The following is a 13922-nucleotide window of genomic DNA, read 5'->3' on the forward strand; positions in this document are numbered from 1 at the left end:
GTCTATTATTTCGCCAATCGAATACCGGTAAATTGCCAGCGTAAATTCGTTTGGAAGAAGTTTCGATAAGTGATACGGCTATGTCCCGGCGAAGTAACCGTTGAGGCGCCGCGCAGTACCTGCTGATTAACCATAAATTTACCATTATATTCACCAATAGCACCGGGTGCCTTGGCAAAACCAGGATAGGGTAAGTAGGCGCTTTCGGTCCATTCCCAGTTCTCGCCCCATACAAAATTAGGTGCCGCTGCTTCCCATTCAAATTCAGTGGGTAATCGTAAGCCCTTCCAAGCGGCATAGGCATGGGCTTCGAAATAGCTCACATGTCGCACAGCAGCTGCTAAATGGAGAGGTTGAAGGCCTCGAAAGGTATAAGCGTGCCAGCTGTTGTCAATCTGATGCCAATAAAGGGGTGCCGTTATCTTGTTATTTCTAACCCAATCCCAACCTTCTGCATGCCAATGACGGAAGTCTTCGTAACCGCCATCATTTATAAACTCGAGGTAATCGCTGTTGGTGACTAATTCTGTATATATTTCAAAATCATTCAAGTAGACTTTATGTCGACACTGTTCGTTGTCAAAGCAAAAACCATCTCCATTGAAACCAATTTCATAAAGCCCCCCCTGCATCTGTATAAACTCCGAAGGAGATTCTTTATTCGGCGTAGGCTCGTCATAGTTGAGATCGTAAGCCGGAAATAGGGGGTTATGACCGAGTATATACTTGATATCGGTATATAGAAGTTCTTGATGCTGCTCCTCATGGTTAAGGCCTAGTATAAGTAAATCTTCTATAGCTGGCTCAGGAGCAGTTTCCAGCATTTTTAGCATAGCCTGATCTACATATTGCCGATAGCGATAGATATCTTCTACTGTTGGTCGGCTAAGGTTCCCTCGGTCTGTACGGATAACCCGGTTACCAACGGCTTCATAATAACTATTAAAGACATAATTGTAATCAGGATTAAAAGGTTGGTATCCTACAAGATTTGGTATTAATATAAAGGTCTCAAAAAACCAGGTTGTATGACCGAGATGCCATTTAGGTGGACTTACATCTACGATAGGTTGTACCACATAGTCTTCAATTGCTAAGGGACGGCAAATCCTTTCGGTACGTTCACGGACATTTTTGTAACGAATGCTTATATCCATATTACTGTTGATTTTCTAAATATTCTTTAAGATTCGATATTGTTTCAATATGTAGTGCCTTTGCCAGCTGCTTTGGCATCATAAGTGCATAAGCATTATTAAAGCCGATGGGCCTTAACCAACTAATTCCATATTTTTTTTCGAATTCCTGCTTTACATAGGCGAAGGTTTTATCCTTATCGCTACTTAAGGAGTCGATCGTTCGTTGGTTTGGTTTTAAGATCGCCAATAAACCGGTTCCCGTATATTCAGGATAGAGATCAATCTGGTTATTAACCAAGGCATCAAAACAAATTTTCGTTCCCCCAAGCCCTGTTTTAGTAACCACTTCATAATCCGTGAAACCTTTTATTAATTGACTATATAGGTTTGCCAAAATATATTGTTCTCCAAAAATTTTAGAGCCCAAGCGTATTGTGCCGTTTTTTTTACCAAGTCTTTGTTTCCAAAGTCCCTGAGCCTTTAAAAAATCGCTGGCTACCCTTTCCGGTGATTGATGAAGGTGATCAACACGATAATTCAGGTCCGTCATCACACTATCATTTATTTTTCCTGCTAGTAAATTCAGGGTTTCTTCCAGTGAAGGAAACTTTTGCAAAGCCTGGTTCCGAACAATAGGTGCGGCATAATAAGGAGGAAAAATACCTTGGTCATCCCTTAGAACAGTTAAATCATAGGCTTTTAAACGCCCATCTGTTGAATAGCCACTAATGACGTCCAGTTGTTTTTCATAAGCAGCTTTATACATCACGGCGTCATTAATGACAACCGTATGTATTTTTAAACCATAGATCTTTTCAAGACCTACGTTCCCATCCTGACGTCCCATAAATTCGGGTGTAAATCCAGCGGTAAGTTTTGTCCCGTAGCTATTAGGAATAAAATAGAGCGTACTTAATAAAATAAAGAGTGCAGGCATAGCGATGATCACTCTTTTAATTTTCTTAAAGCCTAATTTTTGTATGCGTGAAAGGCAAAAATCAAAGAGCAGCGCTAGCAAAGCAGCAGGTATGGCTCCGCTGAGAATCATGTTTGTGTTGTTCAACGAAATTCCACCAAAGATAAATTCGCCTAGACCACCGGCGGCAATATAAGAAGCTAATGTAGCTACCCCCACATTAATGACCGTTGCTGTACGTATTCCCGCTAAAATAACAGGCATTGCAAGTGGCAATTCAACCTGTAAAAGAATTTGCTGTTTATCAAGACCTAATGCGGTAGCTGCCTCGTTAACGTTTGGATCGATACCGGTGATACCGGTATAGGTATTGCGGATAATCGGGAGGAGAGCATACAGAAATAATGCGACAATAGCTGGTTTAACGCCTATCCCCAATAGCGGAATTAAAAATCCTAATAAGGCAATGCTTGGTATGGTTTGCAAAATACCTGCAATGCCTAAAATAGTACCCGATAAATTCCGGTTTCGAACAATTAAAATACCTAAGGGCAACCCCACCAGAACAGCTAGTACTAAAGAGATAAATGTTAACCCGATATGCTGTAGGGTTTGAATCAACAGTTTGTCTGACTGTTGCCACATAAAATTCCAGAGCGTCTGTTGTTCTTCGTTCATGCAGCGATATTTTTCTTATATTGATAAATAGCCGACATTAACTGTTCAAATCCGACAAGCCTCGATTCTTTTTTCCGGTGATCCGTGATTTGAAGTGCTTCGATGTTGTGGCCCTGCAGGTGTTCCAGTGTTTGCCATATATTGGTTTCTGATGAAAGCGTATTATCACCATTTGTTTGATCAACTACGGGAAGCCAGTTCCATAAGTCTTTCAACTGTATTGTTTGCAGTTCCAGTTGGAGACGATGCTCTTGGAGAAAGTTAACTACCAATGAATTGGAAGGTTTAAATAGTAGGTCCCTGGGTTGACCAATTTGCACAATGGTTCCTTTGTCCATCAGGCAGATCTGATCACCCAAAATAAAAGCCTCTTGTATATCATGTGTAACCATTATAATGGTTTTTCTTTTTAACTCATCCAAGGCCATAAATTCTTCTTGTATTTTTGCTCGGGTGACATTGTCCAGCGCGCCGAAAGGTTCATCCATAAGTAAAATAGGGGGATGCGCGGCCAGGGCTCTAGCTAGTCCTACGCGCTGCTGTTGACCACCGCTTAATTCATGGGGATAGCGATTGCGATACGCCAATGGAAGGTGTAACTTTTCCAATAATTCATCTATTCTTGACGCGATCCGCTTTTTATCCCATTTCAGTAAATGCGGTACAATGGCTATATTTTGAGCAACTGAATAGTGGGGAAAAAGACCATTGTTCTGTAAGACATAACCGATATTTCGCCGGAGATTAACGGCTGATTGATGCAAAACATCCTTTCCATGAATAAGTATTTTTCCCCCGTCTGGTTGAATGAGTCGATTAATCATTTTAAGTGTTGTTGTTTTGCCGCAACCGCTTGGACCGAGCAGGATTAAGTTCTCTTCTTCCTCTATTTCTAGAGACAGCCCATTCACAGCCTTTAAGTCGCCAAACGATTTGCTTAAACCCGCTATTTTGATCATAAATCTCTAGTCTAATGTCATAAAGAGGTTGTTCAGCGATTCCGCATAAAGAGGATGTGCAAAAACGCCGTAACGTATACGGTCATAGGTGATTTTACCTTCCATTGCCATCTGTAAAATAGACATGATTTCTCCTCCTTGTGCTGCCAAAATGCAGGCCCCCAGTATTCGCTTAGTTTTAGCATCTACAATGGCTTTCATGAAGCCACGTGTATCGCCTGTTTCTACCGCACGGGCCACCTGTGTCATCGGTAATTTTGCAATTTTAACATTTAGCCCTTGCTTTTTGGCCTCGGCTTCGCTCAGGCCGATGCGTCCCAATTGTGGGTCGGTAAACATGCAATAAGGGATTGGCCGGTTCCGTATTGTATAGTTTTTATTTTCAATGAGATTGCGATATACAATGGTATAGTCGTTATAGGATATGTGTGTGAATGCCGGTCCGCCTTTAACGTCTCCTAAGGCATAAATACCTTTTACATTGGTTTCGAGTTTGCTATTTACCTTGATATAGCCATGGGGGTCGAGCTTTATACCGGTGTTATCAAGGTGAAGGGAAGCAGTTTGAGGAATACGCCCTACTGCAATCAATACATGACTCGAAATAATTTTCCGCTTTTTACCATTCATTTGAATGGTCGTAGCGATTTCTTTTTGTGCTTGTTTTTTGAATAAGATAGTTTCTGCATTGGTTACAATTTCAATCCCTTCCGCTTTCAAAATGTTTTGCATTTCTTCAGATACATCTCGATCCTCGCGTGGTACAATCCTTGGCGACTTTTCCAATATGGTTACTTTACTGCCAAAACGACGAAACATTTGGCCATACTCAAGACCAATATAGTTGCCACCGATAATCAACAAATGTTCTGGTATGTGATCCAATTCAAGCATGCTGGTTGAGGTAAGAAAACTAATCGAATCTAAACCCTCGATTTCCGGAATTAAAGCAGAGGTACCTGTATTTAAAAAGAATAAGTCTGCCTTCAGCGTTTGTTGAGATCCGGTATCAGCAGTCACAAGAATAGTTTTGTAGTCCGTAAAAGTCGCTTCACCGAAAATAACCGTTAGATTTTTAGTTTTCTCCAGTGATTTCTGATTCCCATTCCGCGCGTTTTCAACAATTCGATCCTTACGTCTCTTGATAAAGGGCATATCTATTTTATAATCCTTGATCAAGATACCCAGATCGATACTTTTCTGGGCATCATAGGCTGCTTTTGCAGAGGCTATCCATGTTTTGGTGGGAGTGCAACCATCATTTATGCAAGTACCGCCAATCCATCTTTTCTCAACGATTGCCACTTTTTTTCCGTTGTTCGCCAGTTTTTTGGCTAAGGGAACACCCGCTTGTCCGGAGCCAATAATGATGGCATCATATTGTCTAGTCTTCATATATATTGGTTTCTTGGTGCTTGAAGGACTGCAATCACCTTCATTCCTAACAAGAAAGCGCTTAAATGGTTTGAGAAAACAAGCCAAAGGCTTAATTTTCTAGGTCTCCGATTATGTATTTACTGTAATTTCCCTACTTTTGGATAGAGGCCGGTATAAATGCCTTTTTCGTACTCATCAATTATCGTATCGCTATGTCAAAATTGCTCAGCCCGCTTATAATAAGAGGTGTTACCTTAAAAAATCGAATTATAGTTTCTCCCATGTGCCAATATTCAGCAATCAATGGATTGGCAAATGATTGGCATTTAGTCCATCTGGGAAGCCGAGCAGTGGGTGGTGCAGCTTTAGTTATGGTTGAAGCCACAGCGGTATCCGCCGAGGGTAGAATATCTCCGGACGACTTAGGGTTATGGAACGACGAACAAGTAGAAAAGCTTCTCCAGATCACTTCATTCATTAAAAATCAGCAGTCGGTGCCGGGTATTCAACTCTCGCATGCGGGTCGTAAGGCGAGCACAACAGCACCGTGGAAGGGCAGAGGTAAGGTTGCGGTAGAAGACGGAGGCTGGCAGCCCGTGGCTCCCTCAGCGATTGCCTTCGCAGATCATTATGCGGTACCCCTTGAATTGGAGAAAGACGGGGTCGATGTGGTCATAGCCGATTTCAAAAGTGCTACTGAACGTGCATTGCGTGCCGGTTTCGAACTTATCGAAATACATGCTGCCCATGGGTATTTGCTGCATCAATTTTTATCGCCTTTGAGTAATCTTCGGCAGGATGAATATGGAGGTAGTTTTGATAATCGCATTCGTTTGCTGTTGGAAGTTGTGGATGCGATAAGATCTCTGGTACCGAAAGATTTTCCTTTATTTGTAAGAATTTCAGCCAGCGATTGGGCTGATGGGGGATGGGATTTAAAACAGTCGATACAATTGGCATCTATTCTCAAAGCCCGGGGCGTCGATCTGCTGGATGTATCCAGTGGCGGCCTCGTATCTTATCAAAAAATTTCGGTTGGTCCGGCCTACCAATTGCCCTTTGCATCCAAAATCAAGAAGGACACGGGTATATTAACCTCAACTGTCGGACTCATCACCAATGCAATGCAAGCTGAAACCATTCTTGTCAATGAAGATGCCGATCTAATAGCGATGGCGCGCGAACTTTTGCGAAACCCTTATTTCCCATTACAGGCTGCTCATGAGCTTGGGGATACGATCGAATGGCCCATTCAATATGAACGAGCCAAACTAAATTAATAAGGATTGAATAGCTTCAATTTTAACATAATAGCTAGTGGCGATGCTTTGAAGCCAGTTTTTTAAGGTATAGTAAAAAGCCGGTGATGCTGAGCAAACCTGGCGTCAAACCAATGAACACATAAAGTACCCGAATAGGCAGACCACCAAAATTACCCGCATGAAGCGGTAAAACCAGTGCGCGACACTTTTCCGGAAAAGATAGTTTATCAGACATCTGTATACGTTCTATCGTTCCACTTTTTACATTCAAGCTAATACCACTGGCGGCCTTTCCAAAAAAGGGATTATCTTCAGGTAAGTTCCCACGTATTGCGAAACCACGCCCTGGTTGAGTGGGTATATATACTGAATGCGCTTTGAGCCGTGGCAGCGTACGACTGGCTTTCGCATACAGACTGTCTATAGACAAGACATCGGTTAGGTTGGGAGGATTCACCTGCCGCTTCGCATGCCATGTATGCGCGTCAAAAGCAAACAAGTTGAGCCAGAAACCCGTAAAAAAAATAACCGCATTGAATATTAAAGACCAAACACCAACAATCCGGTGAAGATCCGAGCTTAGCATTCGTTTATTATGCCATCGGATCGATTTTTTAAAACACAATACCTTCCATACCTGTTTTCGATAAATTAGTATACCGGTAAGAATGGATATGAGCATTGTTATTCCGAGCACTGCAGTTAGTAAAGTACCTGGCATGCCAAAATGGAAGGAGAAATGAAATTGAAACAACCATTGCATAAAACCTGCCTGCCACTGGTCGTAGCGCCCTTCGCGTATAATGTGGCCTGTATAAGGGTCGATCGTTAATACAGCGAGATCGTAGGTGTGTATTTTACCGTCATTGAGATACAAACGATAATTATAAGCTTCATCCGATGCGGCCTGCGGATTCAGCCAAGCGATGCCGCTAAGCCGGGGATATTTAGCGGTGATTTGATGATAGATACGATCGAGCGACATTTTTGATCTTGTCTCCTGTACGTGAAAAAGCTGTCGATTCGTATATTGATCAAGCTCTTCCATAAAAACCAACGCTGATCCGCTCAAGCCCAATAAAATCAGAAAAACACCGGTTACCAATCCGGTTATGCCGTGCAAACGAAAAAGCCAGCGGAGTAATTTATTTTTTGTTGACATCACTAATAAAGCAAGTAATTAATGCCGATTCGAAAATTAAAGGGGTTTCCCAAAGAGGCGGTAACGGTGCGAGAATTACCACCCATAAAATAATGCGCATTGGTAATATTGTATACATTAAATTGAATGTTACAACGATTACGTTCATAATTGAGCATGGCATCGAGTACAGTGGAAGCGGGTATCAGAAAATTTTGTGCACTTACAAACCCGACCTGGTTGCTGGTATATCTACCACCCAGGCCTATCCCCAACCCTTTTAGGATGCCTTTCGATAGATTGTACTTGATCCAAGCATTGGCCATGTGTTTGGGCGCATTTGCGAAACGGCTGCCCTTGACTCCCAGTGTGTTATCAGATAACAATACATGGTCATTATAAGCATAGCCAAAAATCAGATTGAAATGACGGATATTCCCTTGTGCAGTAGCCTCTAATCCCTTGCTCCGGGTGCCATCTAAGGCAACCTGTCTATTCGGATTTTCGTCTGTCGGTGCGGCAGCGAGGATATTTGTATAGTCGATTTGATAGGCCGCAAGCGTAAGCGATAAACGAGAATCAAACCAGGACGATTTGCTGCCTATTTCATATTGTTTGGCGGTTCTGGGTGGAAATGGCCCCCCATTTCGTACGGAGTTGGAGGTTTGCGGATTGAAGGAGGTCGTATAACTGCCATAGAAAGAAAGGGCTTTGAAGGGCGAATAAACTAACCCTACTCGCGGAATCCAGGCTGAAGCATCGGATTCGTTGCCTTGTTCGCTATCGCGTTCGGATAAAGGTACACGCCTTAAGCTATAGTCATCATAACGTAGGGATAGCAATAAGATTAAATCTTTATACTGTATCTGATCCTGTATATAGGAGCCGATTAGATGGATACGTTCTTTATTATCATCATAATAGTCGACTTCAGGATTAGACGAAGGTGGATCTAGACTGTAATCGGGATTAAAAATACTGATGCGTTGTGCTGGTGAGTTCCGGTAATCATTTTGATGCCATCCGTAATTATTGTAATCTACACCTGTTAAGATATGATGGGTAAATGCGCCTGTTTTTAAGCTGTAATCCAGAAAGGCCGTCGTTTGCCAATTAAATTGATCGTACAACCAATCTTGAAAGGATCGACTGATTGAATCGTGTTGGATTAAACCGGTTACAATGTGATCGGTATAATCGAACCGACTTCGCACATAGCGTTGCACGAGCGTAAGTCGTAATTTTTTGCCCAGTTGCTGATCATAACGAAGACTCACAGATGTGTTGTGTGTTTTTCCATAATCGCTCGGACTTTGGGCTGTTAAATGGTTGGGATAATAATCGAAATCAAAGGTACCATCGGGTCGTGTAAATACATAAGAGCCTCGGTCGTATTGCTGAACGGCTTTTTCATAAGCATAGTTGACTTCCAGGAGTAATTTACTTGTTGTACTAAACGCGTAAGAGAGGGAGGGAGCGACTAATAAATTGCGCACATCCTGATAATCGCGAAAACTATTTCCCTGATCATATCCGACAATGCCGCGATAAAGCAATTTTTTATTTTTGCTCAACGGACCTGTTGCATCCAGCGAAAACCGTTTGGCATGCCAACTACCATAAAATGCACCCAGTTCCAGTTGAGGTAATGACTGCGGTTTTTTGGTCGTAAAGTTGATGGTGCCTCCCGGGGCATTATTACTGAAAAGTACGGAAGCGGGTCCTCTTAATACTTCAACTTGTTCAATGTTATAAAGGAGAGGTTGCTGGCTCCATAGATATAGATTTCCGCGTATTCCGTCGAATGTAATGACGCCTGCATCGAAAGGGTTATAAAAAGTAAAACCTCTTAAGCTGTAATATCCCATCCCGTTATTAGCCTTTACACCTGTCAAGGTATTGGTCAAATCGTTTAAGGTAAAGGCTTGTTTGTCTCGAATAACTTGTTGACCAATGACTTGGATGGATTGGGGCGTTTGCTGCAGCGCGCTGGATGTTCTTGTTACATTGCTTACGCTATCGATCTGATAACGTTTCTGACGAGCATTGATCAACACTTCGTCTAGTTTTCGGATTGTGTTTGTGTCTATAGGAACTGTTTGTCCTTGAGCCATTGCTATAGAAGTGAGCAATAACATCAGGATGCTACTCATTGATCTCATTATTATATGCTTAATTTAAATCATAAAGAATGGAATACACTCTCGATAAGACAAAAGATCGCTTTTGTTATCGGAATAGGTATTCGTATGTCTAAAAAGAAATTAAATTAAGACCGAGGCGGTTTCAATAAAGCAGTATGGTAATTTGTTGGTGTTCCTTGGCTATAGGCTATCGGAAAGAACTGTTTAATAGGATAAGTTGGTATCGAATTGAGTTTTGGAAGTTGTGGGGTTTGCAGGTAAATGATTTCAGCAAGCTGTTTTATCATGTCCTGTTGATGCTCATGTTCCCTTTTTTCAAGCTCTTTCATTTTTTTCATCAATACACACTGTCCATTACATGCCAACTCCGGTCGGTTTCGATTGACACAAAGCTCCGTTGCGATATATTGTTGATTTAGTTTGAAAGATACGAACAACCAAAGCCGACCAAAGGGTTGTGTTAAAACGACCAATATTAAGAAGCAAATCGTAAGCTTTGATTTTATCGTACGCATGAATGCTGCAAACATAAAAAAAAGCGATGTGCAAAAAAAATTCTTCTGGTTTTTCTTGGAGACCAAGTATTTGAAAAAGCTATACAGAGTTAGGTGCTGATCTTTCTATGTACATAGAAATGTTTACGAATTATTACACGGATGGCTAATATGTTATAGTAAGAAGATAATAAAGGTCAAAAAAAGTGCTGTATTTGCGTAGATATTTGTTTTAACTAACCAATATTAGTGAAGACGGGAAATAAAGATCTCCTTGCTAATAGGCATCAATTTTAATTTTATGATGAAAGTATCAATGATTACGGCCTTCACGCTTGCTACGGTGGTGGGGGTGATAAGTATTACAAAGGCGCAATATCCGGTTATTCCTCAAACAATGGAAGATTCCGCAAATGCAGCGATGGCTAAATTTCAAGCGCGCTCGAATGCAGCTTGGGCTAAGGCCCTCCCGATTATTGAAGAGGAAGCCAAGCAGGGTAAACCGTATATTCCTTGGGCAAGTAGGCCCGAAGACCTGCCTCAGGCAAAAATACCTGCCTTCCCCGGAGCCGAAGGTGGTGGTGCTTTTTCGTTTGGAGGTCGCGGTGGCAAAGTGTATGTTGTAAGCAGCTTAGCAGATAGCGGTCCGGGCACCTTGCGGGAAGCATGCGAACAAGGCGGCGCTCGTACTATCGTATTTAATGTTGCAGGTATTATTCACCTAAAAAGCCCGATCAGTATCCGTGCTCCCTATATTACGATCGCAGGTCAAACAGCCCCTGGAGATGGAGTCTGTATTGCGGGCGAGTCGGTATTGATTGACACGCATGACGTTGTTATTCGTTATATGCGTTTCAGACGTGGAAGTACCGATGTTACGCGAAGAGACGATGCTTTGGGAGGAAATGGGATTGGCAATATAATTATTGACCACGTGTCGGCCAGTTGGGGCTTGGATGAAAATATGTCGATGTATCGGCATGTATATAACAGAGGAGATAGTACGAAGCAGGAAAAGTTACCCACCGTAAATGTAACCATACAGAATTCAATTTTCTCAGAGGCACTCGATCGTTATAACCATGCTTTTGGAAGTACAATCGGAGGTTTAAATAGTACTTTTATGCGGAATCTATGGGCATCCAATATCAGTAGAAATCCTTCCATAGGAATGTACGGAGATTTCGGTTTTGTAAACAATGTGATATTCAACTGGTGGAATCGAAGTGCTGATGGGGGAGACCATCGCTCGTTCTTCAATTTTATCAATAACTATTATAAACCAGGGCCCATTACACCTATAGATCAACCGATAGGTCATCGTATACTGAAACCCGAAGGGAATAGGGATCGCGGTCATGAAAATGAATATGGAAAAGCTTATGTTGCAGGTAATATTGTTGAAGGAAATGCGCAGGTCACAGCCGATAATTGGGCGGGTGGTATACAGATTGAAAACAAACCTGATGCAGAACCGTATACAGCACAAATTCGGGTGAACAAGCCCTTTCCGATGGCTAAAGTTACGATGATGTCCGCAAAAGAGGCCTATGCTCATGTGTTAAAAAATGTTGGCGCGAATTTGCCAAAGCGGGATGCTGTGGATGAGCGAATTATTAAGCAGGTAGCAACAGGAAAAATTATTTACAACACAGATAGTAAAGCAGATGTAAGCAGCCCCTATATTAAACGCCGTTTGCCCGCTGATTCATATAAGATGGGGATCATTGCTGATCCCGAACAAGTTGGTGGATATCCCAGTTATCAAGGAACGCCTTATCAAGATACGGATAAAGATGGTATGCCGGATGATTGGGAAATTGCACATGATCTGGATCCGAAAAATGCAAATGACGCAAGTCTAGACCGAGATGGTGATGGATATAGCAATATTGAAGAGTTTATCAATAGTGTTGTTTCTAAAGTTTTATAATGCGTTATATAGCCTACTACAGCCTGTCTCCTTAATGAGGAGATGGGCGATAAGCGGATAACAAATATTTATCCCTTAAGAAGGGCTAAACGCTCTTCTTCAAGATCGAGATAATGGAGATGTCTTCGGATAATGTCATCATCGAGATTCTGCTGCGTGTTACTATGAAGGAGCAGCCAATTTCGTTGCTCCTGTATTATTGCTAAATAAATCTCTTGATGTTGGGCACTCAAATTTTCTTCGGTATCACTATGTGTCTTATGCTCCCATTTGTAAACAAGCTGTTTCAACATACTATCACTTTCTAGATGATCTTGATAGGAAGTTTGCAGATGTTGCAAAGCCTGAATGGCCAACTGTTGCTTGATCCATTTGTCGGCCTCCTCTTCCGGTAAGGTGTCACCAAAGTCAGGGAAACCAATTTTTCTAATTAAATAAGGCAGTGTTAGCCCTTGTACCAACAAGGTTACCAGGATGACAACAAAAGTGATGAACAAGATGAGGTTGCGTTGAGGAAAAATAGTGCCGTTATCAAGCTGTACAGGAATCGATAAGGCAGCGGCGAGCGATACAACACCGCGCATGCCCGACCAACCTAATAAGAGGGGGGTTCTTGCTCCCGGACTTCGCCTGTCCGCTACCGTGATAAAATTCCGGGCAATTAAAGTGACCAGTACAGCACCATAGGTTGCTAAGATCCGACCGATAATAAGAACAGCGCTGATGAGTAAGCCATAGCCAATGGCGGATGATAAGCTGATTTCGCCTAATTCGGCTGTAATTTCGGGTAGATCTAAGCCAATTAACATAAAGACAAAACCATTTAATACGAAAACGAGGCTTTGCCACACATTAAATCCTCTTAATCGGGATTGACTACTTAAAAAACTGTGTCGTTTGTTGGCTAACAGCAAGCCACCACAAACAACGGCCAGCACACCCGAACAATGTGTCTCCTCCGCAGCAATATACATCACATAGGGAGTTACGATCGTAAGTACAATATCAATTTGCGGATCGGTTGGTAATAATTTATGAGCCTTCATGAAGATCCATCCAATCGCTAAACCCACACCTATACCTCCGGTAACCATCCACCCGAAATTGAGCGCCGCTTCATGCCACACAAATTGTCCGGTGGCAACGGCAATGAGTGCAAATCGGAAGATAATCAAAGAAGAGGCGTCGTTCATTAAACTTTCACCTTCCAAAATAGAGACCATCCTGCGCGGTACTTTTACAAATTTTAAAATGGCAGTGGCACTCACGGCATCAGGTGGTGATACGATACCTCCTAAAACAAAACCGAGGGCCAACGAAAATCCCGGAATAAAATGGTTGGCTACAAAGGCTACTGAAAGTGCTGTTAAGAATACGACCACAAAGGCAAAACTGACAATAATGCGACGCCAACGCCACAGTTCTTTCCAAGAGGTCGCCCATGCTGCCTCGTATAGCAAGGGAGGAAGAAAAATTACAAAAATGAGTTCCGGCTCAATATGTACACGCGGTAAACCAGGAATAAAACTGATAAGTAAACCAGCGATCACCAATATGATCGGATAGGCAATGCGTAATTTCTTTGCAAGCATGATCAGTAATAAAATCACGATTAGCAAGCCTATATAAAAAGGAAAGTGATCGAACATTTTACAATTTTCTGAAAAAAATAATGGAATTGAATATGCAATATAAACCTCTTCCGGGACTTAGCCCGCAATTATTTTGTTTGAGTGCGTATTGTTATGTTAAAAAGCTAAAACAATAAAAAATATTTATAGTCAATCAATACTTAATGAATCCCTACAGCTTTAACAAACTTTCCTTTTCTTTAACGCGGTCGACGTGAGCTATTCCCTAATCGTCAATCGTTGATAAA

At 42.0% G+C, this 13922-nt stretch carries 10 protein-coding genes; 2 read left to right on the top strand and 8 right to left on the bottom strand.

Features of this window, described 5'->3' with window-relative positions; genetic code table 11:
• Window positions 1-5 precede the first annotated feature (5 nt).
• From egtB to RYH73_RS16010, 4 genes are read right to left on the bottom strand one after another with little or no spacing between them, the layout of a single operon-like run.
• A complete protein-coding gene (gene egtB / locus RYH73_RS15995) occupies window positions 6-1157 on the bottom strand; it encodes an ergothioneine biosynthesis protein EgtB (RefSeq protein ID WP_335314444.1) in 1152 nt (383 codons plus the stop codon).
• A gap of 1 nt (window position 1158) precedes the next feature.
• A complete protein-coding gene (locus RYH73_RS16000; RefSeq protein ID WP_335314445.1) occupies window positions 1159-2733 on the bottom strand; it encodes an ABC transporter permease/substrate-binding protein in 1575 nt (524 codons plus the stop codon).
• Window positions 2730-3692, bottom strand: coding sequence for an ABC transporter ATP-binding protein (locus tag RYH73_RS16005; RefSeq protein WP_335314446.1), 963 nt, complete (start codon window positions 3690-3692; stop codon window positions 2730-2732). Before RYH73_RS16005 ends, RYH73_RS16000 begins: the two co-directional genes overlap by 4 nt.
• A gap of 6 nt (window positions 3693-3698) precedes the next feature.
• Entirely contained in the window at window positions 3699-5087 is a 1389-nt protein-coding gene (locus RYH73_RS16010; RefSeq protein WP_335314447.1) for a mercuric reductase, read from the bottom strand.
• A gap of 194 nt (window positions 5088-5281) precedes the next feature.
• Here RYH73_RS16010 and RYH73_RS16015 point away from each other — a divergent pair, with 194 nt between their 5' ends.
• On the top strand, window positions 5282-6349 hold the full coding sequence (locus tag RYH73_RS16015) for an NADH:flavin oxidoreductase/NADH oxidase (RefSeq protein WP_335314448.1): 1068 nt from the start codon (window positions 5282-5284) through the stop codon (window positions 6347-6349).
• Window positions 6350-6383: 34 nt separating this feature from the next.
• Here RYH73_RS16015 and RYH73_RS16020 read toward each other — a convergent pair whose 3' ends face one another.
• The 3 genes from RYH73_RS16020 to RYH73_RS16030 all read right to left on the bottom strand — a co-directional run bounded on the left by RYH73_RS16020 (window position 6384) and on the right by RYH73_RS16030 (window position 9945).
• The gene (locus RYH73_RS16020) at window positions 6384-7493 is read right to left on the bottom strand and encodes a PepSY-associated TM helix domain-containing protein (RefSeq protein ID WP_335314449.1); all 1110 of its coding nucleotides are present in this window, start codon (window positions 7491-7493) and stop codon (window positions 6384-6386) included.
• A gap of 2 nt (window positions 7494-7495) precedes the next feature.
• The gene (locus RYH73_RS16025) at window positions 7496-9625 is read right to left on the bottom strand and encodes a TonB-dependent siderophore receptor (RefSeq protein WP_335314450.1); all 2130 of its coding nucleotides are present in this window, start codon (window positions 9623-9625) and stop codon (window positions 7496-7498) included.
• A 116-nt stretch (window positions 9626-9741) separates the two neighbouring features.
• Window positions 9742-9945: a hypothetical protein gene (locus RYH73_RS16030; protein ID WP_335314451.1), complete on the bottom strand. Its 204-nt coding sequence runs from the start codon at window positions 9943-9945 to the stop codon at window positions 9742-9744.
• A 469-nt stretch (window positions 9946-10414) separates the two neighbouring features.
• Here RYH73_RS16030 and RYH73_RS16035 point away from each other — a divergent pair, with 469 nt between their 5' ends.
• Complete coding sequence (locus RYH73_RS16035; protein WP_335314522.1) at window positions 10415-12043, top strand: pectate lyase family protein; 1629 nt, start codon at window positions 10415-10417, stop codon at window positions 12041-12043.
• A gap of 68 nt (window positions 12044-12111) precedes the next feature.
• On the opposite strand, the gene RYH73_RS16040 is transcribed toward RYH73_RS16035, so the two are convergent.
• Window positions 12112-13692 carry a Na+/H+ antiporter gene (locus tag RYH73_RS16040; RefSeq protein ID WP_335314452.1) on the bottom strand — a complete coding sequence of 527 codons (1581 nt, stop codon included), beginning with the start codon at window positions 13690-13692 and terminating at the stop codon, window positions 12112-12114.
• Window positions 13693-13922 lie beyond the last annotated feature (230 nt).

Origin of the sequence: Olivibacter sp. CPCC 100613, assembly GCF_036959255.1 — a bacterium.
Lineage (GTDB): Bacteria > Bacteroidota > Bacteroidia > Sphingobacteriales > Sphingobacteriaceae > Olivibacter.

What these genes read in the sequence shown, in the direction of transcription:
- egtB (WP_335314444.1), bottom strand. Translation starts at nt 1,157, where the DNA reads ATGGATATAAGCATTCGTTACAAAAATGTCCGTGAACGTACCGAAAGG.
- RYH73_RS16000 (WP_335314445.1), bottom strand. Translation starts at nt 2,733, where the DNA reads ATGAACGAAGAACAACAGACGCTCTGGAATTTTATGTGGCAACAGTCA.
- RYH73_RS16005 (WP_335314446.1), bottom strand. Translation starts at nt 3,692, where the DNA reads ATGATCAAAATAGCGGGTTTAAGCAAATCGTTTGGCGACTTAAAGGCT.
- RYH73_RS16010 (WP_335314447.1), bottom strand. Translation starts at nt 5,087, where the DNA reads ATGAAGACTAGACAATATGATGCCATCATTATTGGCTCCGGACAAGCG.
- RYH73_RS16015 (WP_335314448.1), top strand. Translation starts at nt 5,282, where the DNA reads ATGTCAAAATTGCTCAGCCCGCTTATAATAAGAGGTGTTACCTTAAAA.
- RYH73_RS16020 (WP_335314449.1), bottom strand. Translation starts at nt 7,493, where the DNA reads ATGTCAACAAAAAATAAATTACTCCGCTGGCTTTTTCGTTTGCACGGC.
- RYH73_RS16025 (WP_335314450.1), bottom strand. Translation starts at nt 9,625, where the DNA reads ATGAGTAGCATCCTGATGTTATTGCTCACTTCTATAGCAATGGCTCAA.
- RYH73_RS16030 (WP_335314451.1), bottom strand. Translation starts at nt 9,945, where the DNA reads ATGAAAGAGCTTGAAAAAAGGGAACATGAGCATCAACAGGACATGATA.
- RYH73_RS16035 (WP_335314522.1), top strand. Translation starts at nt 10,415, where the DNA reads ATGAAAGTATCAATGATTACGGCCTTCACGCTTGCTACGGTGGTGGGG.
- RYH73_RS16040 (WP_335314452.1), bottom strand. Translation starts at nt 13,692, where the DNA reads ATGTTCGATCACTTTCCTTTTTATATAGGCTTGCTAATCGTGATTTTA.